The sequence below is a fragment of the Methylobacterium sp. D54C genome, assembly GCF_053345595.1.
Map to the genome: position 1 here is coordinate 231,790 of NZ_JBKFAK010000001.1, position 17,368 is coordinate 249,157.

28 protein-coding genes, 2 tRNA genes and 1 pseudogene are annotated in these 17,368 nt (G+C 67.3%); 16 read left to right on the forward strand and 15 right to left on the reverse strand.

What is annotated here, in order from left to right:
• Positions 1-9: 9 nt before the first annotated feature.
• From ACLBYB_RS01230 to ACLBYB_RS01240, 3 genes and pseudogenes are all read right to left on the reverse strand, one after another.
• Complete coding sequence (locus ACLBYB_RS01230; RefSeq protein ID WP_447697612.1) at positions 10-306, reverse strand: hypothetical protein; 297 nt, start codon at positions 304-306, stop codon at positions 10-12.
• A 62-nt stretch (positions 307-368) separates the two neighbouring features.
• A pseudogene (locus ACLBYB_RS01235) lies at positions 369-812 on the reverse strand (DMT family transporter).
• Between the two features lie 179 nt (positions 813-991).
• Positions 992-1,234 (reverse strand): DUF7241 domain-containing protein, encoded by a 243-nt coding sequence (locus tag ACLBYB_RS01240; RefSeq protein WP_447697613.1) that lies wholly within the window; start codon positions 1,232-1,234, stop codon positions 992-994.
• Positions 1,235-1,744: 510 nt separating this feature from the next.
• On the opposite strand from ACLBYB_RS01240, the gene ACLBYB_RS01245 reads away from it, so the two are divergent.
• Positions 1,745-1,915, forward strand: coding sequence for a DUF3606 domain-containing protein (locus tag ACLBYB_RS01245; RefSeq protein ID WP_447697614.1), 171 nt, complete (start codon positions 1,745-1,747; stop codon positions 1,913-1,915).
• Positions 1,916-1,925: 10 nt separating this feature from the next.
• A complete protein-coding gene (locus ACLBYB_RS01250) occupies positions 1,926-2,243 on the forward strand; it encodes a hypothetical protein (RefSeq protein WP_447697615.1) in 318 nt (105 codons plus the stop codon).
• A gap of 230 nt (positions 2,244-2,473) precedes the next feature.
• On the opposite strand, the gene ACLBYB_RS01255 is transcribed toward ACLBYB_RS01250, so the two are convergent.
• The gene (locus ACLBYB_RS01255; RefSeq protein ID WP_447697616.1) at positions 2,474-2,668 is read right to left on the reverse strand and encodes a Flp family type IVb pilin; all 195 of its coding nucleotides are present in this window, start codon (positions 2,666-2,668) and stop codon (positions 2,474-2,476) included.
• Positions 2,669-3,293: 625 nt separating this feature from the next.
• Between ACLBYB_RS01255 and ACLBYB_RS01260 the strand changes: the two genes are divergently transcribed.
• From ACLBYB_RS01260 to ACLBYB_RS01270, 3 genes are read left to right on the forward strand one after another with little or no spacing between them, the layout of a single operon-like run.
• Positions 3,294-3,977, forward strand: coding sequence for a hypothetical protein (locus ACLBYB_RS01260; RefSeq protein ID WP_447697617.1), 684 nt, complete (start codon positions 3,294-3,296; stop codon positions 3,975-3,977).
• Positions 3,967-4,362, forward strand: a complete 396-nt coding sequence (locus ACLBYB_RS01265) for a type II toxin-antitoxin system death-on-curing family toxin (RefSeq protein ID WP_447697618.1) — start codon at positions 3,967-3,969, stop codon at positions 4,360-4,362. The genes ACLBYB_RS01260 and ACLBYB_RS01265 overlap by 11 nt, the downstream gene beginning before the upstream one ends.
• Before the next feature lie 18 nt (positions 4,363-4,380).
• A complete protein-coding gene (locus tag ACLBYB_RS01270; RefSeq protein ID WP_447697619.1) occupies positions 4,381-4,710 on the forward strand; it encodes a hypothetical protein in 330 nt (109 codons plus the stop codon).
• Between the two features lie 47 nt (positions 4,711-4,757).
• On the opposite strand, the gene ACLBYB_RS01275 is transcribed toward ACLBYB_RS01270, so the two are convergent.
• From ACLBYB_RS01275 to ACLBYB_RS01290, 4 genes are all read right to left on the reverse strand, one after another.
• A complete protein-coding gene (locus tag ACLBYB_RS01275) occupies positions 4,758-4,964 on the reverse strand; it encodes a hypothetical protein (protein ID WP_447697620.1) in 207 nt (68 codons plus the stop codon).
• A 36-nt stretch (positions 4,965-5,000) separates the two neighbouring features.
• Positions 5,001-5,076 (reverse strand) — tRNA-Met (locus ACLBYB_RS01280).
• A gap of 820 nt (positions 5,077-5,896) precedes the next feature.
• Entirely contained in the window at positions 5,897-6,097 is a 201-nt protein-coding gene (locus ACLBYB_RS01285; protein ID WP_447697621.1) for a hypothetical protein, read from the reverse strand.
• Positions 6,098-6,166: 69 nt separating this feature from the next.
• On the reverse strand, positions 6,167-6,430 hold the full coding sequence (locus ACLBYB_RS01290) for a hypothetical protein (protein ID WP_447697622.1): 264 nt from the start codon (positions 6,428-6,430) through the stop codon (positions 6,167-6,169).
• A gap of 282 nt (positions 6,431-6,712) precedes the next feature.
• Between ACLBYB_RS01290 and ACLBYB_RS01295 the strand changes: the two genes are divergently transcribed.
• The 3 genes from ACLBYB_RS01295 (at position 6,713) to ACLBYB_RS01305 (ending at position 8,118) form a co-directional block, all read left to right on the forward strand.
• Entirely contained in the window at positions 6,713-6,916 is a 204-nt protein-coding gene (locus ACLBYB_RS01295) for a hypothetical protein (RefSeq protein ID WP_447697623.1), read from the forward strand.
• Positions 6,917-7,215: 299 nt separating this feature from the next.
• On the forward strand, positions 7,216-7,488 hold the full coding sequence (locus tag ACLBYB_RS01300; protein WP_447697624.1) for a DUF6894 family protein: 273 nt from the start codon (positions 7,216-7,218) through the stop codon (positions 7,486-7,488).
• Between the two features lie 201 nt (positions 7,489-7,689).
• Entirely contained in the window at positions 7,690-8,118 is a 429-nt protein-coding gene (locus ACLBYB_RS01305; protein ID WP_447697625.1) for a hypothetical protein, read from the forward strand.
• Positions 8,119-8,330: 212 nt separating this feature from the next.
• On the opposite strand, the gene ACLBYB_RS01310 is transcribed toward ACLBYB_RS01305, so the two are convergent.
• The 5 genes from ACLBYB_RS01310 to ACLBYB_RS01330 all read right to left on the reverse strand — a co-directional run bounded on the left by ACLBYB_RS01310 (position 8,331) and on the right by ACLBYB_RS01330 (position 10,789).
• Positions 8,331-8,531 (reverse strand): hypothetical protein, encoded by a 201-nt coding sequence (locus ACLBYB_RS01310; protein ID WP_447697626.1) that lies wholly within the window; start codon positions 8,529-8,531, stop codon positions 8,331-8,333.
• Positions 8,528-8,773 (reverse strand): hypothetical protein, encoded by a 246-nt coding sequence (locus ACLBYB_RS01315; protein ID WP_447697627.1) that lies wholly within the window; start codon positions 8,771-8,773, stop codon positions 8,528-8,530. Before ACLBYB_RS01315 ends, ACLBYB_RS01310 begins: the two co-directional genes overlap by 4 nt.
• Positions 8,774-8,821: 48 nt before the next feature.
• Positions 8,822-8,897: transfer RNA gene (locus ACLBYB_RS01320), tRNA-Thr, on the reverse strand.
• A gap of 109 nt (positions 8,898-9,006) precedes the next feature.
• Positions 9,007-10,146 (reverse strand): 3-dehydroquinate synthase, encoded by a 1,140-nt coding sequence (gene aroB / locus ACLBYB_RS01325; protein WP_020093427.1) that lies wholly within the window; start codon positions 10,144-10,146, stop codon positions 9,007-9,009.
• Between the two features lie 19 nt (positions 10,147-10,165).
• Complete coding sequence (locus ACLBYB_RS01330; RefSeq protein ID WP_020093428.1) at positions 10,166-10,789, reverse strand: shikimate kinase; 624 nt, start codon at positions 10,787-10,789, stop codon at positions 10,166-10,168.
• Between the two features lie 244 nt (positions 10,790-11,033).
• Here ACLBYB_RS01330 and ACLBYB_RS01335 point away from each other — a divergent pair, with 244 nt between their 5' ends.
• From ACLBYB_RS01335 to ACLBYB_RS01345, 3 genes are all read left to right on the forward strand, one after another.
• Positions 11,034-11,186 (forward strand): hypothetical protein, encoded by a 153-nt coding sequence (locus tag ACLBYB_RS01335; RefSeq protein ID WP_012317685.1) that lies wholly within the window; start codon positions 11,034-11,036, stop codon positions 11,184-11,186.
• Positions 11,183-12,127 (forward strand): site-specific tyrosine recombinase XerD, encoded by a 945-nt coding sequence (locus ACLBYB_RS01340; RefSeq protein ID WP_447697628.1) that lies wholly within the window; start codon positions 11,183-11,185, stop codon positions 12,125-12,127. The genes ACLBYB_RS01335 and ACLBYB_RS01340 overlap by 4 nt, the downstream gene beginning before the upstream one ends.
• A 129-nt stretch (positions 12,128-12,256) precedes the next feature.
• A complete protein-coding gene (locus ACLBYB_RS01345; RefSeq protein WP_020093430.1) occupies positions 12,257-12,775 on the forward strand; it encodes a MarR family winged helix-turn-helix transcriptional regulator in 519 nt (172 codons plus the stop codon).
• Positions 12,776-12,838: 63 nt separating this feature from the next.
• On the opposite strand, the gene ACLBYB_RS01350 is transcribed toward ACLBYB_RS01345, so the two are convergent.
• Together ACLBYB_RS01350 and ACLBYB_RS01355 are read right to left on the reverse strand one after the other, a co-directional pair.
• Complete coding sequence (locus ACLBYB_RS01350; protein ID WP_447697629.1) at positions 12,839-13,204, reverse strand: c-type cytochrome; 366 nt, start codon at positions 13,202-13,204, stop codon at positions 12,839-12,841.
• Positions 13,205-13,414: 210 nt separating this feature from the next.
• Positions 13,415-14,431 (reverse strand): NAD-dependent epimerase, encoded by a 1,017-nt coding sequence (locus ACLBYB_RS01355; protein WP_447697630.1) that lies wholly within the window; start codon positions 14,429-14,431, stop codon positions 13,415-13,417.
• Between the two features lie 174 nt (positions 14,432-14,605).
• Between ACLBYB_RS01355 and ACLBYB_RS01360 the strand changes: the two genes are divergently transcribed.
• The 5 genes from ACLBYB_RS01360 (at position 14,606) to ACLBYB_RS01380 (ending at position 17,201) form a co-directional block, all read left to right on the forward strand.
• Positions 14,606-14,836, forward strand: a complete 231-nt coding sequence (locus tag ACLBYB_RS01360; RefSeq protein ID WP_020093433.1) for a hypothetical protein — start codon at positions 14,606-14,608, stop codon at positions 14,834-14,836.
• Between the two features lie 148 nt (positions 14,837-14,984).
• Entirely contained in the window at positions 14,985-15,248 is a 264-nt protein-coding gene (locus ACLBYB_RS01365; RefSeq protein WP_447697631.1) for a hypothetical protein, read from the forward strand.
• A gap of 105 nt (positions 15,249-15,353) precedes the next feature.
• Positions 15,354-15,611 carry a DUF6894 family protein gene (locus ACLBYB_RS01370; RefSeq protein ID WP_447697632.1) on the forward strand — a complete coding sequence of 86 codons (258 nt, stop codon included), beginning with the start codon at positions 15,354-15,356 and terminating at the stop codon, positions 15,609-15,611.
• 67 nt (positions 15,612-15,678) lie between these two features.
• Positions 15,679-15,885 carry a ribosome modulation factor gene (locus tag ACLBYB_RS01375; protein WP_020093436.1) on the forward strand — a complete coding sequence of 69 codons (207 nt, stop codon included), beginning with the start codon at positions 15,679-15,681 and terminating at the stop codon, positions 15,883-15,885.
• A complete protein-coding gene (locus ACLBYB_RS01380; RefSeq protein ID WP_447697633.1) occupies positions 15,885-17,201 on the forward strand; it encodes an MFS transporter in 1,317 nt (438 codons plus the stop codon). The genes ACLBYB_RS01375 and ACLBYB_RS01380 overlap by 1 nt, the downstream gene beginning before the upstream one ends.
• Positions 17,202-17,368: the final 167 nt, after the last annotated feature.

Consider the following 17,368-nt stretch of genomic DNA (forward strand, 5'->3'; position numbering starts at 1 on the left):
TGAGGCCAATCAGCAGTTGTCGTCGCCCGGCTTGACGGGCTGCCCCTCGGGGGCCTTCTTCTCACCTTTGTCGGCCATGGAACCGGCGCCGACGTTGTTCAGCGCACCGACCGTGCCGGGAGACTCGCCTTTGGCACCCGGCGTCACTTTGGCGGTCGAGCCGCCCTCGACGTTGGAGCTGGTGTCCTTCGTCGTCGGCCCCTTGCTGCTGGTGGTCGTGCCGACAGCGCACGGCGCTGCGAAGGTTGTCGTCATCGTCAGCACCAGGATCGCGGCAGCGCCGGTTAGGGTGGAGAGACGGGGCATGTTTCCTCCTGTTGTCAGTAGGGGAAGAAGCAGTCCTGCGTCGTTGTTCCTGGCCGGAGCGGTCAGAACAGGGCCACCAAAGCCACGCCGGCGACCATCAGGACTGCTCCGAGGATTCGCCACAGACTGGCCGGGTGCACCGGGAAGCCGACCCAGCCGTAATGGTCGAGGACGAGGGAAGCGGCGACTCCCACTGTCACGATGATGCCGAGGAAGGAGGCCGCGCCGATGGCGGGTGAGGCGTAGAGCTGCGCCAGGATCAGCAGCACGCTGAACAGACCGCCGAGCCACGCTCACCACGGCACGGCAGCAAGCTGTTGGCCGGTCGGCATCTCGAGCTTGCCGATGGCGAGGCCGCCCATCAGCAACGCGGCCGTGCTGACCAGGAGCGTGATCAGGCCCGCGGTGATGGGCAGCCCGAGTGACTTGGACAAGGTCGCGTTCTGACCGGGCTGGATCGCGTTGGCGATGCCGGCGAGGATGGTGAGGCCGTAGAGGAACAACATGATGGGCTAGCACGCCGGACACCGGCCAAGGTCCGCCGCGCAGCTGTACACCTTTGACGCGCCCGCCCATCTCTGGACGTCCGCGGCCGCTGCGACGACGTCACAGCTGCAGCGCCCACGTGGCTGTCCGCGGCGGTCGCATCAGGTTCAGGATGGATCGCTGACGGCCCTAGATCGCCTCACCCAGCGATCCGACACCAATCGCGTGCGCCAAGGCTCCAGGCCTGCTCAACACCGTAGGCGACCGGCACACCACCGTGGCTGATCATGCGTGCCAACATCACGCGGGTGCCGAGTGCTGTTATGCGGATCACCGTCGCGCCGAGGCCGGCATCGCCGATCAAGTGAGTTCCGACGTCCCACCCATTCTCCCGGCAGATGTCGGCGGCGTGGCGGTGATCGTGCCGCGTGCCGCCGGTCATCGGTCAGCGTCCCGACATGGTCGGTCCGATCGAGCGGATGAGGCCTGAAGGAAGCCGGGATCGAGAGTGCGCTGCATATCCTGTCAGCACTTGGCGATGTAGCTCAGCTCCCTGGAACAGCCCGTGCGCGAGGTTCTGCCGCACCAGTCGATGGCGGCTTACATGATCGTGCCGGGACCGACGGGATCACCAGGTATGAGATCGGGGCCCGCGGGATCGCCCGGCACCGGGTCAGGCGGCGGCTGCGGTGCCGGCCGATCACCGGGCATGGGTTCGGTCGGCGGCGGTTCGCCGGGCGTCGTCAGATCGGGACCGCCGGGATCGGGGATCGGAGAACCGGGATTGGTCATGGCGTACACCCTCTTAGGAACAGGTTGCGCAACAACCGAAGGTCCCAACGCAAGGGTTCCCGAGAATGCGGTGAACTACCGAGGATCGCTGCAACTCGGGAGGCGGTTCGGAGTTGGAAGCCGGACTCCTGGTGATGCCAGAACACCGTTGGATCCAGCCATGCCCACCGAACTGCTCGACAAGACCCACATCGACGTTTTCGACCGCGCCGCTCGCGAGCATTGGGCGCTTCGCTTCGGGGTCACCGAAGAACGCCTGCGCAAGGCCGTGCGAATGGTCGGCTCGCGCGTCGCCAGCGTCGCCGCCTATCTCGGTCAGCCTTCGCGATAACGGGGCAGCCTTGGGCCGCGAACTTTACACCAGTTCGAACGGCGATCGCTGGCTCCTGCTACGCGATCGGTCCGACGGTCGCAGCTTCGTCCGCCACGAGGCCAACGCGGCCTCGGGTGGCCGCGTCACCGACATCGCGTTGGCGGCCTTTCTCGCCGCCGACCGTGGCGGTCCGGAGCATCAGGCAATCTGGGCGCTGATCGGTGAGATCGTCGACGGTACTGCTTCCATCAGCGAGTCGCGGTGTGGCGAACACGGGCTTCGGGCCGAGGAAGGCGGTCGCACCGAGACAACGGACGCGTCTACGCAATCAGACCCGCAGTTTTAAACTGCATATACCTCATTTGTATGTTTCGTCAGGGCTGCACCGCGCTAAAGACGACGCTGGCGACTTGGAAGTCAGTCGCCATCAGCGATGACTCAGCAAGCCCGGCTCAGCGAGCCGGGCTTCTCTTTGTATGCCGCCGCAACATGAACCAGGCAGATCGACGGCCTTCATCCTTGGTTCGGTTCCGAGACGGCCCGCCCGGTCCGCCGGCGCGGGCCTTTATTCGCGTGTCAGTTCAGATTGCCGGAGATCACGCCGAATTTGGAGGTGAGCCGCGTTCCTACGAGCCGCAGCGAGGCGATGATGATGACAGCGATCAGGGCGGCGATCATTCCATATTCTATGGCGGTAGCGCCAGTCTCGTCGCGAACGAACCGCCTTAGAAATTTGGGCATCGGACCGATCCATCGCTCTAAATAGAGCATCACACCTCCATGATCGCCCCGGCATGTTTACGGACGGTAAATAAAAATTTCTGCCGAAGCGAAAGATCAGTTCTCGGCGACGGAATAGGGTCTATAAGCGGCGCTTGAGGGCGATAGCGGACTTGGCAAGACTCTTGCTCCGCCGCTTCATGGCTGTGTTTCATCTCGAATGCTCCGTCTATAGGCGCTGCGCAAGCGGGCTGTCGGTTGCTACCGAGCAACTTGAGGCGTCGACGGACGCCCAGGCCGCCGGTGAGGCTGAAGCCAAGTTCGAGCGTCTCCTCGCCGGAAGATCTGGTTGCGCCACTCTTCGGGACGACGGCGGCAAGGTCATCTGGTCTGCGCGGCGGCTTCCTTCCGTCGTGCGCGACACCGATCCGCCTCTCGCGGACGCAGCCCGCTGATGGCCGGCCGCCCTCCTATTCCCGAAGCCCGTTGTGTATCGGCTCGGCTCACACGCTGGTGAGATCGGACGCTCCCCCGCCCCGTGAGCAGATCGGGGCGGGGCCGAGCGGGCAATTTGCGAGAGAAAGCGGCCCTGCAGCGGTCCCGATCCGGCCCCCCACGCTGACGATTTTGCTCCTCCGGCCAGACGCCTTACATTCGTCCCATCAGGAGATTGCAGATGGGCCATCCGGCCTTCAACATGACGGCGTTTGAAGCCGCGCAGGAAGCTCTGGCAGCCCGTCCGCTTGCGGCCACCGCAATTTTCAGCGCGGAGCCCTTCAACTCTCGGGCCGACGTAATTGAGCTCCGAGAGAGTGTGCGCAAATCGACAGATGAGATTATTGCCCGGTACCTCGATTGGCGCTCGGGGGCGTTAAGCGGCGTAGGAAATCTCAGGGCGCTCCTTGGTCAGGCGGCATCGCATCTGCCCGCGAGCATGCTTAGCGAGCTTTTGGCACGCAACATCGAGCAGATTTCAGGCCTGCAACACGATTATAATATATCGAAAGTTGCGGACGCAGCCTCCATCAAGGAGGCATATATTATCATAGATCAGCACCAAATGCTGCCGCTTGATATTCAAAGATTCTTCAGAAAAGAAGTTCGGCGTATTGAGAAAATGGCCGCCGAGCGCGCTCGTGCATACGAGCGAATAATATTTGCCTTGAACGAGATTGCTGAGAAACTTGAGCTACATATCCGGAATAATAGCTTAATCTCTGCAAAAGAGCTGTCGGAAAAAGATCTAGCGGATCACTTAAGTGGAGCGCTAAATCGCCAGCCAGATCTCCAAGGTGTTGCCGATAGGACGGCGCGCAGGCTGAAGGCGTTCCCAAAGGTCGCGGCGTACCTTGGGCGGTAAGCAGCCGCTTTGGATTGTTGCCGATGAAGTTGAGGCGATTGCCCGAGAACTTCTCCGCGGCACCCCCGAACCATTCCGCGTACTTGACCGCGGGGCGCTGGAGAGCGCGGTGGCGCGGCCACTAAATGCGTGGGCATATGACGGCGAGACAGACCTTATTATTCTCGCTGTGCGCCTTCTTGAAGGGATAGGCCAGAGCCACTGCTTCCAACAGGGCAACAAACGCACCGCATTTTTTGCGGCAATAGAATTTATAGAAGCGAATGGAGGTGAGTTCGACGATAGAGATACGGAAATTTTGGCGACTGTTATAGAGGGCGTAATATTAAAGACAATTTCCCGTTATGTTTTAGTTGAAGCGCTTCGGAAGAAAGTAAAGTTCTAGCTTTATTTCGGAAACGAAATGCGTTTTGACAGCACCATGCTGGTATCATCTATCCCGCTTGACGTCCCAGCCGCCGTCGCCTCCTGGTGCGACCAGATCGACCGCCTGACCGAGCATGCCACGTCGTGCCGATACCTGGCTCCGACGCGGTGGGCGGCGATGCGCGCGAACGCGCTGACCTTCCTCGACCAGCATGGCGCCGAGGCACACCGGCTCGGCTGGGCCGCGCCGCAGTTCTTTGGCGTCCATCCGGAGCACGGCTTCCTGCGCGTCGAGTATGCCGGGGCCCTGATGGTCAACGACAGCGAGGTCGTCGGCGCCGCCAGGACGCGCGGGCGGAGATCCTGACGCGGCCGGGCGCCTCGAGGCGATGGGAACTTAGGCATGACGCCGGGCTATTTGCTGCTTCGGCTCGCTCGCCAACCGAAAAAGGCTGCCGCCAGCAGCGACAGGAATATCCCTGACCAGAGACCGCCCTCCGTCACCTTCGTGACGAACCACTCCCACGGCGTCGGTGCTGACGGATCCTGTGACCAGCCGACAGCCATCACGAAGGTCGCAAGCAGGGCGAGGCCGAGCAGGACCAGATGCGAGATCGACATCAGTTCGTGCCTTCTCGAACGAGGTAGGTGATATCTTGGTGGGCCGGGCAGGACGCGAACCTGCAACCAGACCGTTATGAGCGGTCGGCTCTAACCATCGAGCTACAGGCCCCTGAGCTTGGACAGGCGATGCGGCCGCTCAGGGGCAATGGGCTTCGTCCGCGCGGGGGTGAGGGAGTTCAGTGCCTGACGGGCGGCACGGCACCAGCGAAAGAGGCCATGCCATCCGCTTCGACCATCGCGGTAAAAGTCTCATACGCCTCCTGGTCCGTCGTGAAGGTCTAGGCCCAGGCGATGCACGAGCCGGACGACAGATCGAACACGACCAACTGCCAGGGATCCAGCGTGCCGGCATAGCGGTAGATCTCGACATCGACGGCTTCACCACCTCGGCTCAAGGAGCTGGAAAATGGGAGTGCTCGACCTCGCGGTCCTCGTCCGGCACGGCAACCTCCGTCAGGTCGCTAGCTCCGGATCTTCTCGATGCAGCAACGGCCCCGGACGCTACAGCGCATCCCAGATCCAAGCTGCGGTCATCATGGCAACGCCGCCGCTCCCCAACGCTACTACGATGTACCGGTGCAGGCGGTCGTAGAGAGGTCGCTGCATTGATTTGTTCTCGCAGAAGCGGTGCTCCTGTTGGCCATAAGCAGCACCCAGCCGCCAGCGATAAAATTTACCGGCTCGTCAATTCGGAATTTGCGTGATCCGCGGGCCACAGCGGCTGACGGTCAGTCTTCGTAGTGAGACGCGAGCCCGCCTAGGATTATTATTGCTATTACGGCCATCGCGAATGCCGCGGCGATGAAAATAGACCGCATCTGGTAGTTCAGTCTCTGCCGACGGATGTCATCGACACTTCAGATGGTCCTGCGCCTCCAGGTGCACGGGGAGAGCCTTGCGGGCGACCCGGAGATCGTGCTGGCCCAAACTCAGGCATCGTCGTTCTCGATGCCGCCGTCCACGAAACCATCGAAGCCATCTAGGGGCACACCGGTCCGATACACGTCGTACTTGCGACCCAGCGCGTCCAGCTGCTTCCCCGTCGCTCCGATGACGAGGTCCCGCTCGCCATCCGGAACCTCTCGCAGCAGGCGCTCGCGGAAGTCGGCGTCAGGCTCCGGCTCGCTCATGCGTCACCTATGGATGCTCGGCCTTCAGGGCTTCCAGTGCGGAAGGGGCGGACTATGCCAGATTGGGCGTCAGTCGAGGAAGACCTGCAGGTTGTCGGTCTTGAGGATGTCGCGCTGATCGGCACACCACTCTTCGGCGCCGTTCTCCTCGATCTCCCTGCTGATTTGCTTGCCTTCTTCCTCGATGAGGGCTTTGGCCCGCTTGTTTCCGAGGGTCTTTCGCAGAGCCACACGCGCGGTACGGGCGAGGCCATCTGACAGTGCGTCGTCGATGGTGTGGAACTTACGGCAGTAGAGCACGATGCCGGCCTGCGCCCCGACGATCCGGGCCAATCCAGAGAGAGTCTCGGCGCGCTTGTCGTCTTGAGCTGCTGCGGGGCTACAGGCGGCACTGATCAGGGCGAGAGCGATCGCGGCTTCTCTCACTTCAGGTAGCCCTTTGCCTTAGAGTGATCGGTTGGCGACGATGCATACCGGCGGATCAGAGCGGCGCATAGCTATGTCGGCTAGAACCAATCGTTCCTGTCGCTCAGCCCCGTTTCACCGACCTCCCGCCTCCCGGCGCGACCAAATCGAGTGCTTTGAACCCGTCATCCGCCCGTGGCATGTGAGGCCATGACCTACCGTGTTGAATTCCGCAGAGACGGCGCCGTCATCGGTGAGGCTGAGGGACTCGAAGATCGAGCCGCGGCCAAGCGGCTTGCAGAAGCGGAGATCGCCCAACGTGACGCCGAGATCGCAATCGTGATAGACGTGGATGGGACAGGAATGGAGGTCGCTTCCATAAGGCTGGATGCCATGAAGTGGGACGACGAGTAACCGCTGCGTCAGGTCGCATTTCCGGCTGTTGGACGAAGCCCGGGCAGACCTGGGGGTCGCCGGTCTGGGAGTTCGCGGCCAAAGGGGGGCTGAACATCAGAGAGTAGACGCGACACCCGCCAATTAGGACGGACTACGAGCTTTTTGGTCAGATCGACGCAGATCGGACGATCCTAACATCCGGCTAGGGAACGCACGGCCGGGTTGTGTCAGCAGGTAGACAATCGCGGTCACGAACGTTCGGCAGTCGCGATGGAGGGTTTGATGCCCCCCCCGCCGGCAACGAACCGGATACCGGAATGCCGCGCTTCTACTTCAACGTCCACGACGGCAAGAGCGGCCTCGATGCGCTGGGCACAGATCTGCCGGACCTCGCCACCGCCCGCACTGAGGCTGTCCGCCTCGCAGGCGAGATCCTGAGAGACGAAGCTCAGCACATCGTTCACGACGACGACTGGCGCCTTGAGGTGACCGATCACCGTGGACTCGTTCTGTTTCAAATGGCGGTTCTGCTGATCGAGTCCCCGGTGCCGTCTCAGGGTCCACCGGAACTGGCGGACGACGCTCGCTGAGTGTGGGGCTGCGTGTACTGGTCCAGCGAAGCGCCTGACGAACCTCGGCTTTCCGAAGGTCGTCCACACCGCTCCACCACGATCTCGCGCGCCTCGGCAGCCGCCAGTTGAAGCTCGTCCTCGCCTCGGGTTTGTTCCGCTTTCGTTCGCGAGCGGAGGGCCACTAGAATGGGGCGCCTGGGGGATGCGGGGCCTGGTCGGGTGTACGTCGACTGCGCCACCTGCAAGCGCTCGGGCCGCTACACCGTTGCGAGCCTGATCGACCGCTACGGGGCCGACATCTCGACGCTCGACCTGCTGCGGCATCTGACGGCCTCGTGCCGCTACCAGCGCGCGCCCGGGGCGCCGCTCGCGCGGAAATACGAGCACCTCTGCCTCGCCGCGATCACGCTGCCGCCGGCCGCCAAGAAGATCCCGCCGGTGCCGCCGGGCGACCCCTACACGATCGAGGTCTGGGACCGGATCGGCGGTAAGCTCGAGCTGCACCTCGCCACGATCTATCCGCTGACCGTGGCGATTGCTGCATTCGAGGCCGCCTGCCTGGAGTGGCCGACGAACGAGATCACCCTGCGGGATCGCGCTCGGATCGTGCGGAAGCGGGAGCTGCTGCCGCGGAGCGCCACCGGGTGACGTTCCGGCGCAGATCGCTGACCGCGAGGCCATCAGCCTCCAGGCACGTCAGCGCGCCGGCGGCGTGCATGACGCGCTCGCTGCCGGATATCCCGGCGCGCTCGGCGATCTCGGTGGTGGTGGACGGCTCGGGAGTCAGCGCCGCCAGCACGCGCGGCCGGAGGTCCTGGCGCGGCCGAGCGCCTCGAGGCGATGGGGCCTTCGACATGGCGCTACCCCAGCGCGATCAGCATCCAGGTGCGTGCCTTCGTCATCAGGTCGCCGTCCCCGGCTGACGGTTCAGACGCGATCACGCGGTCGATAATGTCGCGCGCGTCCGCGCTGCTCATCCCGATTCCTTGCACGAAGCCGCTCAGCCGCTCCATCAGGCGTTCGAAGGTCGCCGCGCGCTCGGAGTCAATGTCGCCGCTCATCCCTTCACCGCGTGGGTCAGCAGGACCGCGCTCCGCACCATGGTGCGCTTCCAGACTGGCATGTCGGTTGTGAGAGGCTCGGTTGCGCGGGTGTTCGTGCGGAGCATCTCGATGAGGTCGAGAGTCCAGCCTTTCGCCAGAGGATATGATTCGGTGGCGAGATCCGCGAGTACGGCGTCGATCTCCCGGTCGGTGACCTCGGCGGCCTTGCGCAGCTCCGCGACGTTCGGGTTGTTCGTCATGGTGCTTACCGGACCGGTCCTTCGGTAAGCAAGCCTGGGGCTAAGTAGTGGTGCCGCAAGAGGGATTCGAACCCCCGACCCCCTCATTACGAATGAGGTGCTCTACCAGCTGAGCTATTGCGGCTCTGGCCCCAACCAGACCGTCAGCGGCGCGCGGTGACCGGCGCCGGACGTGGCAGGCTCATAGCGGCCCGGCCTGCGTTAGGCAAGGCCACAGCAGGCGCTCGCGGGCGTCAGGCGGCTTGGTCCGACGCTAATTCATCCTGCAGGAACGCCGCCACCTCCGCCCGGTCCACGCCGGGGGCGATGAAGCTCTGGCCGATCCCCCGCGCGAGGATGAAGGTCAGCGCGCCGTCGCGGACCTTCTTGTCCTGGGTCATCGCGTCGAGGAGCGCCTCGGCGTCGCCGCACCCGCCCGGAACGGCCTGCAGACGGGTCGGCAGGCCGGCGAGTGCGAGATGGTTGGCGACCCGGCCCGCATCCTGGCCGGCGCAGAGCCCGAGGCGCGCCGAGAAGCGGAAGGCCAGCGCCATCCCGATCGCGACGCCCTCGCCGTGGACCAGGCGGGCGGAATCGTAGCCGGTCAGGCGCTCCAGGGCGTGGCCGAAGGTGTGACCGAGATTGAGCAGCGCCCGCTCGCCGTCCTCCCGCTCGTCGCGGGTGACCACCGCGGCCTTGGCCCGGCAGCAGGCGGCGACCGCCTGCTCGCGCTCCGGGCCGCCGGCGAAGATCCCGCGCCAGTTCGCCTCGCACCAGTCGAAGAAGCCCGGATCGGCGATCAGCCCGTACTTGGCGACCTCGGCGTAGCCGGCGCGCATCTCACGCTCGGACAGGGTATCGAGGGCGGCCGTGTCGGCCAGGACGAGGCGCGGCTGGTGGAAGGCGCCGATCAGGTTTTTGCCCAGCGGCGCGTTGATGCCGGTCTTGCCGCCGACCGAGGAATCGACCTGCGCGAGCAGGCTCGTCGGCACCTGCACGAAGCGCACGCCGCGCCGCAGGGTGGCGGCCGCGAAGCCCGCGAGGTCGCCGACCACGCCGCCGCCCAGCGCCACGACGAGGTCGCCGCGCTCGACCTTGAGGGCGAGCAGCCCGTCGCAGACCTCCGCGTAGCCCGCGTAGGATTTGGAGGCCTCGCCCGGCGCCACCGTCACCACGCCCGCCTGGAGGCCGGCGCGCTCCAGGCTGGTCCGCAGCCGCGCGGCGTAGAGCGCGCCGACCGTCGCGTCCGTCACGATCGCCGCCCGGCGGGCCCCGAGCGCGGCGACCGCGGTGCCGGCCGTGTCGATCAGCCCGCGCCCGATCTGGATGTCGTAGGCGCGGCCGGCGTCGAGGGGCACGTGGACGGTCAGGAGGTCCGGACGGGGCTCGGTCATGGATCGGTTCGCTCGGGTCTCACTGGGCGGCCACGGGGATGGATCCTTCGCCGCTGAGATGGGCATCCAGCGCCTCCAGCACGTCCTGGACGACCCGGTCATGCGAGACCTCCCGCGAGATGACCATCACGTCGGCTGCGGCGTAGACCGGGTGGCGCACGGCCATCAGGTCTCGCATCGTCGCCTCGGGATCCTCGGTCTGCAGCAGCGGGCGGTTGCCGCGCTTGCGGACCCGCCGCATCAGCACGTCCAGATCGGCCTTCAGCCAGACGGAGACCGCCGATTCCGCGATGCGCGCGCGGGTCGCCTCGCGCAGGTAGGCGCCGCCGCCCGTCGCCAGGACCAGCGGACCGGCCCGCAGCAGGCGCGAGATCACCCGCTCCTCGCCGTCGCGGAAGCTCGGCTCGCCGTAGATCGCGAAGATGTCGGGGATCGTCAGGCCGGCCGCGGCCTCGATCTCGATGTCGGCATCCTTGAAGATCAGGCCGAGGCGGCTCGCCAGACGCCGGCCGACGGTGCTCTTGCCCGCTCCCATGAGGCCGACGAGCACGATCGAGCGCAGGCCGAGCGCGCGGCGCAGACGCGCCTCGATCGGTTCCCCCGCCTCCTCCCCGCTCATGGCCTCCTGCATCGACTCCTGCATCGCATCCGTGCGGCGTCCCCGCCTCTCCACCGGCCCCCGCGCGCCTGTCGCCCGGGCAGCCTCACATCCTGCGGCAGGCTCTTAGCGCGATTCAAGCGGCCTGCGAAACGCATCCCTGTGTCGTCGTGGGCCTTGTCAGCGCCTCGTTCACGTGGTCGAACCCGGGCATCGGCGGTGGCTCGGAGAAGGCCTTCGCCCGCCCCCTCCCCGCCGCCAGCGCCCGTCTGCCCGAGGTTCGACCGACGTGCCGACCCTGTTCCGTTTCTTTGCCACCCTCGCGATCCTGGCGGGTCTGGTCTACGCGGCCATGTTCGCGCTCGCGCATTTCGTCCAGCCGACGCCGCGAGAGATGAGCGTGACCATCCCTGCCTCGAAGCTGCAGCCGGGCAACCGTTGAGCGGGCCGGAGGGCAGCGGCGACGCCGCCCGGGCGCCCCGCCCCGAGGTCGCCGAGTACCTCGACATGCTGGCCGCCGAGCGCGGTGCCGGACTGAACACCCTGAGCGCCTACCGCCGGGACCTGGACGATTACCTCGACTATCTCGCGCGCTCGGGCACGGCGCTCGGCGACGTGGAGGCCGGCACACTGCGGGCCTTCCTGATCGACCTCGAGACCCGAGGCCTGAAGGCGTCCTCGGCGGCGCGGCGCCTGTCCTGCGTGCGCGGTTTCCACAAGTTCCTCTACGCCGAGGGCGGCGCCGAGAGCGATCCGAGTGTCGCGGTGTCCGGCCCGCGCCGGGGGCGCGCGCTCCCCAAGGTCCTGTCCATCGCGGAGGTCGACCGGCTGCTCGCCACGGCGCAGGCGGCCGCCGCCGCCGATCAGGCCCCTGGCCCGGCCCGGCGGGCGCGCCGGATGGTGTGCCTGCTCGAGCTGCTCTACGCCACGGGCCTGCGCGTCTCGGAACTGGTCGCCCTGCCCCGCGCGGCGGGCGCGACGCGCGAGCGCTACCTCATCGTCAAGGGCAAGGGCGGCCGCGAGCGCCTCGTACCCCTGACCGATGCGGCCCGCACCGCGATGGCGGCGCATCTTCCGGCCGTGCCGGAGGACAACCCGTGGCTGTTTCCCGCCGACAGCGACAGCGGCTATCTCACCCGGCAGGCCTTCGCCCGCGATCTCAAGGTGCTGGCCTCGGCGGCGGGGCTCCACCCGGATCGGGTGAGCCCCCACGTGCTCCGCCACGCCTTCGCGAGTCACCTCCTGCAGAACGGCGCCGACCTGCGCATCGTCCAGGAGCTGCTCGGCCACGCCGACATCTCGACGACGCAGATCTACACGCACGTCCTCGACGAGCGCCTGAAGGCGATGGTCCGCGATCTGCATCCGTTGATGGATGGCTGAGCGCTGCCGGGCGGATGGCGTGGCAACTCTCGGTCGGTCGCCCCAATTGTATACGTTTAGCGAACTGCCTAGAAGTAGCCCCTCGCCATACCGGTACGCGAGCCAGCCTTTACCAGAGAGAGTTTTCCTATGTCAGGCCCCACGGCCTCGCAGATCGGCATCGAGCCGGATCGAGCGGGGCACACGCGTGCCGACCAGCTTTCGCAGCGGGAGCGGCAGCGCCTCGACAATCAGCTGTGCTTCGCGGTCTACGCCGCCGCGCACGCCTTCGGCCGCGCCTACCGCAACCTCCTGGGGCGCCACGAACTGACCTATCCGCAATACCTCGTCCTGCTGGTCTTGTGGGAGCAGGACGGATTGTCGGTCAAGGAGATCGGGAACCGCCTGTTCCTGGATTCGGGGACGCTGACGCCGCTCCTGAAGCGCCTGGAAGCCTCCGGGCGCGTGCGCCGCGCCCGCGACAGGGTCGACGAGCGCCAGGTCAGCATCTTCCTCACCGCCGCCGGCGAGGCGCTGCGCGAGGAACTCGCCTGCCTGCCCGACGAGGCGGGAGGCATGACCGGTCTCGATATCCAGGGCCGCAAAGACCTTCTTCAGGATCTCGTCACGCTCAGGCTGAGCCTGCAGGCCGGCCTCACGCCCGACTAGGGCGCGGCCGGAGCCCCGGGAGCGGCCGGGCGGCCGCTCCCGGTTCGTACCGATCTTCGCCTCTCAGGACTGCGTCTTGAGGTAGGCGATGACGTCGTTGATCTTCTTGTCGTCGGGGTAGCCCTGGAAGATCATCTTGGTGCCGGGCACCTTCGTCTTCGGGTTCTTCAGCCACTCGTGCAGGTTGGCCTCGTCCCAGGTGATGCCGGAGTTCTTCAAGGCGGCGGAGTAGTTGTAGCCCTCGTAGGTGCCCGCCTTGCGGCCGACGACGCCCTTCAGGTCGGGACCCACGCCGTTCTTCTGGAAGTTGTGGCACGCCTTGCAGGGGGCGAACGCCTTCTCGCCGGCCGCGGCGTCGCCGGCGTCCTGGGCCTGCGCGGCGAACGGCATCACGACGGCAAGGACGGCGCCGAAAACGAGTGAACGCATGGATTTCCTCCTGTTGGCCGCCGCTTGGGCAGCGATGCGGGCAGAGCTTGCCTGCCTGGAACAGCTCTAATTGAATGTGCCCGGCGCGCGCAACGGCCCAGTCTGGGATAGCCGTCATCCGGGGCCGGTTGGCGGCTGCTGCGGGCCGCCGCCCCACTCAACACCGCGTGAACGGATTGGCTCCGTGCGACGGCGCGCGGCGCCGTTCCCTCAGATCCCGTGATAGGTCCGATACCAGTCGACGAAGCGCACGATCCCCGTCTTCAGCGGCGTGGCGGGCCGGAAGCCGGCGTCCCGCACGAGGTCGTCGATGTCGGCGTAGGTCGCCGGGACGTCGCCGGGCTGCATCGGCAGGAGGATCTTCTCCGCCTTGCGGCCCAGGGCGTCCTCGAGGAGGGCGATCATCTCCAGGAGCGCCACCGGCTCGTTGTTGCCGATGTTGTAGATCCTGTAGGGGGCGGAGCTGGTCCCGGGATCCGGCGCCGCGCCGCTCCACGCGGGGTCGGGCGCGGCCGGCCGGTCGGCCAGGGCCCGGATCCCCGCGACGATGTCGTCGATGTAGGTGAAGTCCCGGAGCATCCGCCCTTCGTTGAACACGCGGATCGGTTCGCCCGCCAGGATCGCGCGGGTGAACAGGTACAGCGCCATGTCGGGCCGGCCCCAGGGGCCGTAGACGGTGAAGAAGCGCAGGCCCGTCGTCGGCAGGCCGTAGAGATGGCTGTAGCTGTGCGCCATCAGCTCGTTCGCCTTCTTGGTCGCGGCGTAGAGGCTGAGCGGATGGTCGACGTTCTGGTGCACCGAGAACGGCATTGCGGTGACGCCGCCGTAGACGGAGCTGGAGGACGCGTAGAGGAGGTGTCCCACGCCGCCGTGGCGGCAGGCCTCGAGGATGTTCAGGAAGCCGACGAGGTTGCTCGCCGCGTAGGCGTGCGGATCGGTGAGCGAGTAGCGCACGCCGGCCTGGGCCGCGAGGTGGATTACCGTGCGGAACGCGTGGCGGCGGAACAGCGCGTCGAGGCCGTCGCGGTCGGCGAGGTCGAGGCGCGCGAAGCTGTAGCCCGGGAAATCCGCGAGGCGTTGCAGCCGGGCTTCCTTGAGGCGCACGTCGTAATAGGCGTTGACGCTGTCCAGCCCGACGACCTGCCGGCCGTCCTCGAGGAGGCGCAGGGCGAGCTGGTTCCCGATGAAGCCGGCCACGCCGGTGATCAGAACAGGTGGCAGGGACATGCGCGCGGACCGACGGGCTGACTGGCCGCCCGGGGTCGAGCTGTAGCATGGGGTATGGGCGCGACAAATCGGTGTCCGACATGAGCCTGCCGACACGAGCCTGCCGACATGAGCCTGCCGACGCTCCGAGCGGCCTGTCGCGCGGGCGCGTGACGCGCTAGGCTCGCGGCTGCCGTGCAGCCCGATCCGAGACCGCTCCCCGACAGCCTGACCCGCCTGCTCACCGTGCCGGAGCAGCGCCCGGTCCGGGCGCGTCCCGAGCCTTCGCGGAGGGAGCGGGCTTCGGAGCCGCGCTCCGCACACGCGGCGCTGGAAGCGGCGATCCTCCGCGGCTTCGTGTTCGGTCTCTCGGGGCTCGTCTGGCTCGTCGTGCTGGCGCTGTCGGTCCGGCATATCGCGCACTGATCGTGCCCCGAGTCCCCCGCAGCCCCGGCGTGACGCTGTGGATATCGGTGGTGCGCCTGTTCGCCCGCGTCCTCAATCAGTACGCGAACAGCCAAGTTCGCTATTGAGGCGGCCAGACCGGGGGCGGCTCGACGGCGAGGATGGGACGATGTCTCTGACAGGGCGTTTCTGGTTCCGGAAGACCTGGACAGGGCGGCTGGTGCTCCTGGTCGAGGAGGAGCGCCCCCGCTGGTTCGGCCGCGGCTCCGGCAAGCCGCGCTGGCGCAACGCCAAGCTCCTCGATTTCGCCGAGCCCGAGCTGCGGCCGCTCATGGCGATGGAGAAGCAGCACCGCGCGGGCGGTTCCACCGGCCAGGTGCGGGCGCTGCGCCCGGTCCCGACCGCGCCGGCCGCGCGCGCCGCGAACGGCTGAGGGCCGAGGCAGCGGGGCGCGCCGCGGTCTGGTCCGACGCGCGGCCGTCACCACCTGTCGTGGGTCGCTCCGCCCGGGGCGGCACCCCTGCAATCGGTGAAGACCATGCCGCGCTACTTCTTCCACACGCAGATCGGCGAGGACGTCATCTCCGACCCGACCGGGATCGAGCTTCGGGATCCGGACGCGGCCTGGGATGCGGCGCGGGAGACGATCCGCGCCGCCCTGCGCCAGCCGCAGGATCAGGCCCGGCTGATGACGGCGTGCCTCGTGGTCACGGACGACGACGGCGAGGTCGTGCTGGAATTCCCGTTCAGCGAGGCCGTGGCGCTGCCCGCCGACGCGGACCCGACGCGTCACTGAGATCGGCGACGCGCGCGCTCCGCGCCCTACATCGCGCCGCAGCCCACCGGAACGGAGCTGCGCCCGTATGGATACGCCACCGAACGACCTCGATGCCCGCGCCCTCGGCCGGGCCGCGCCCGCCAAAGGGCTCGCCCGGGAAGCCTGCCCCTACGCGGAGGGGACGGAGGCGCGCGCGCTCTGGCTGGCCGGTTACGACGCGGCCCTGGCGGAGGGCGAGACGCCCGTGACCGGCGGTCTCGCCAAGCACCCGGTCGACGGGTCGGCCCGCTGATGGACGCCCGGACCGCACCGCATCCCGGCGCGCATCATTCGACTCTCGACCGCAAGTCGGTCGGGGCCGTCGTCCTGGGCAACGCCCTCGAATTCTACGACTTCACCGTCTACGCCTTCTTCGCCAAGCCGATCGGCGAGGCCTTCTTCCCGGCGAACGACCCGACCAACAGCCTGCTGGCATCGCTCGCCCTGTTCGGCATCGGCTACGTCATGCGGCCCATCGGCGGTGTGCTGATCGGCGCCTTCGCGGACCGGGCCGGCCGCAAGCCCGCGATGTTGATCACCATCGCGCTGATGGCCGTCGGCATGCTCATGCTGGCCGCCTGCCCTTCCTACGCGACGATCGGCGGCTGGGCGCAGGTCATCGTCATCGCCGGACGCCTCGTGCAGGGCCTCGCCCTCGGCGGCGAGGTCGGTCCCTCGACGGCCTTCCTGCTGGAGGCCGCGCCCCCGAAGCGGCGCGGCTTCGTGACGAGCTGGCAGATCGCCAGCCAGGGCTGCGCGGCCCTGTTCGCCGGGATCATCGCGACCGCCCTGGCGCTCGCGGTCGGCGACCAAGCGATGGCGCAGTGGGGCTGGCGGCTGATGTTCGCCCTCGGCCTGTCCGTCGTGCCGGTCGGCCTCATCATCCGCAGCCACCTGCCCGAGACCGCCGGCGCCGAGGAGGATCCGCACGCGGCGGCCTCGACGATGGCGGTGGTCGGCCGGCTCCTGCGCGAGCACGGCCGCCTGCTGGGCCTGACCTTCCTGGTCATCGCGGCCTCGACCGTGTCGAACGCGGTCGGTACCAACATGCCGGTCTTCGCGGGCGCGACCCTCGGCCTGAGCGAGACTGCCGCGACGGCGGTGCCGATCGCCCTCGGGCTCGCCTCGGTGATCTTCCCGCTGCTCGGCGGCTGGCTGGCCGACCGGTACGGGCGGCGACCGGTGATGATCTGGCCGCGGGCGCTGATCCTGATCCTGGCGGTCCCGGCCTTCGCCTGGGTGGTGCGGGCGCCGAGCGCTGCCAGCGTCTACGCGGTCACCTTCCTGCTCTCGGCGCTGTCGTCCATCAACGCGGCGGCCGTGATCGTCGGCATTCCCGAGGCCCTGCCGCGGGCGGTGCGCAGCGCCGGGTTGTCGATCGTCTACGCGGTCTCCGTCTCGGTGTTCGGCGGCAGCACGAACTACGTGGTGAACTGGCTGATTGCCGCGACCGGCGACCGGCTCGCGCCGGCCTACTACCTCGCCGCATTCAGCCTCGTCGGGACGATCGCCGCGTTCCTGCTGCCCGAGACCCGCGGAAGGGACCTCGACGCCGACGCGGAGGCCTGAGTCGGTCGCGCCGGGGCGTTCCGCATTATGTATGCACGTGCTGCATCGGGGCGCGTCATCCATGCGCCCATCGCGGGGCCGACGCCGAGCGGATGTGCGCCCGCGCACGGATCTCGCCGCGGAGAGGCCGGTTGCCCGAGCCAACGCTAGGTGTGCAGGCGCGGCGG

Coding starts and splice junctions, on each gene's coding strand:
- ACLBYB_RS01230 (WP_447697612.1), bottom strand. CDS start 306: ATGCCCCGTCTCTCCACCCTAACCGGCGCTGCCGCGATCCTGGTGCTG.
- ACLBYB_RS01240 (WP_447697613.1), bottom strand. CDS start 1,234: ATGACCGGCGGCACGCGGCACGATCACCGCCACGCCGCCGACATCTGC.
- ACLBYB_RS01245 (WP_447697614.1), top strand. CDS start 1,745: ATGCCCACCGAACTGCTCGACAAGACCCACATCGACGTTTTCGACCGC.
- ACLBYB_RS01255 (WP_447697616.1), bottom strand. CDS start 2,668: ATGCTCTATTTAGAGCGATGGATCGGTCCGATGCCCAAATTTCTAAGG.
- ACLBYB_RS01260 (WP_447697617.1), top strand. CDS start 3,294: ATGGGCCATCCGGCCTTCAACATGACGGCGTTTGAAGCCGCGCAGGAA.
- ACLBYB_RS01270 (WP_447697619.1), top strand. CDS start 4,381: ATGCGTTTTGACAGCACCATGCTGGTATCATCTATCCCGCTTGACGTC.
- ACLBYB_RS01275 (WP_447697620.1), bottom strand. CDS start 4,964: ATGTCGATCTCGCATCTGGTCCTGCTCGGCCTCGCCCTGCTTGCGACC.
- ACLBYB_RS01285 (WP_447697621.1), bottom strand. CDS start 6,097: ATGAGCGAGCCGGAGCCTGACGCCGACTTCCGCGAGCGCCTGCTGCGA.
- ACLBYB_RS01295 (WP_447697623.1), top strand. CDS start 6,713: ATGACCTACCGTGTTGAATTCCGCAGAGACGGCGCCGTCATCGGTGAG.
- ACLBYB_RS01300 (WP_447697624.1), top strand. CDS start 7,216: ATGCCGCGCTTCTACTTCAACGTCCACGACGGCAAGAGCGGCCTCGAT.
- ACLBYB_RS01310 (WP_447697626.1), bottom strand. CDS start 8,531: ATGAGCGGCGACATTGACTCCGAGCGCGCGGCGACCTTCGAACGCCTG.
- ACLBYB_RS01315 (WP_447697627.1), bottom strand. CDS start 8,773: ATGACGAACAACCCGAACGTCGCGGAGCTGCGCAAGGCCGCCGAGGTC.
- aroB (WP_020093427.1), bottom strand. CDS start 10,146: ATGACCGAGCCCCGTCCGGACCTCCTGACCGTCCACGTGCCCCTCGAC.
- ACLBYB_RS01330 (WP_020093428.1), bottom strand. CDS start 10,789: ATGCAGGAGTCGATGCAGGAGGCCATGAGCGGGGAGGAGGCGGGGGAA.
- ACLBYB_RS01345 (WP_020093430.1), top strand. CDS start 12,257: ATGTCAGGCCCCACGGCCTCGCAGATCGGCATCGAGCCGGATCGAGCG.
- ACLBYB_RS01350 (WP_447697629.1), bottom strand. CDS start 13,204: ATGCGTTCACTCGTTTTCGGCGCCGTCCTTGCCGTCGTGATGCCGTTC.
- ACLBYB_RS01355 (WP_447697630.1), bottom strand. CDS start 14,431: ATGTCCCTGCCACCTGTTCTGATCACCGGCGTGGCCGGCTTCATCGGG.
- ACLBYB_RS01365 (WP_447697631.1), top strand. CDS start 14,985: ATGTCTCTGACAGGGCGTTTCTGGTTCCGGAAGACCTGGACAGGGCGG.
- ACLBYB_RS01370 (WP_447697632.1), top strand. CDS start 15,354: ATGCCGCGCTACTTCTTCCACACGCAGATCGGCGAGGACGTCATCTCC.
- ACLBYB_RS01375 (WP_020093436.1), top strand. CDS start 15,679: ATGGATACGCCACCGAACGACCTCGATGCCCGCGCCCTCGGCCGGGCC.
- ACLBYB_RS01380 (WP_447697633.1), top strand. CDS start 15,885: ATGGACGCCCGGACCGCACCGCATCCCGGCGCGCATCATTCGACTCTC.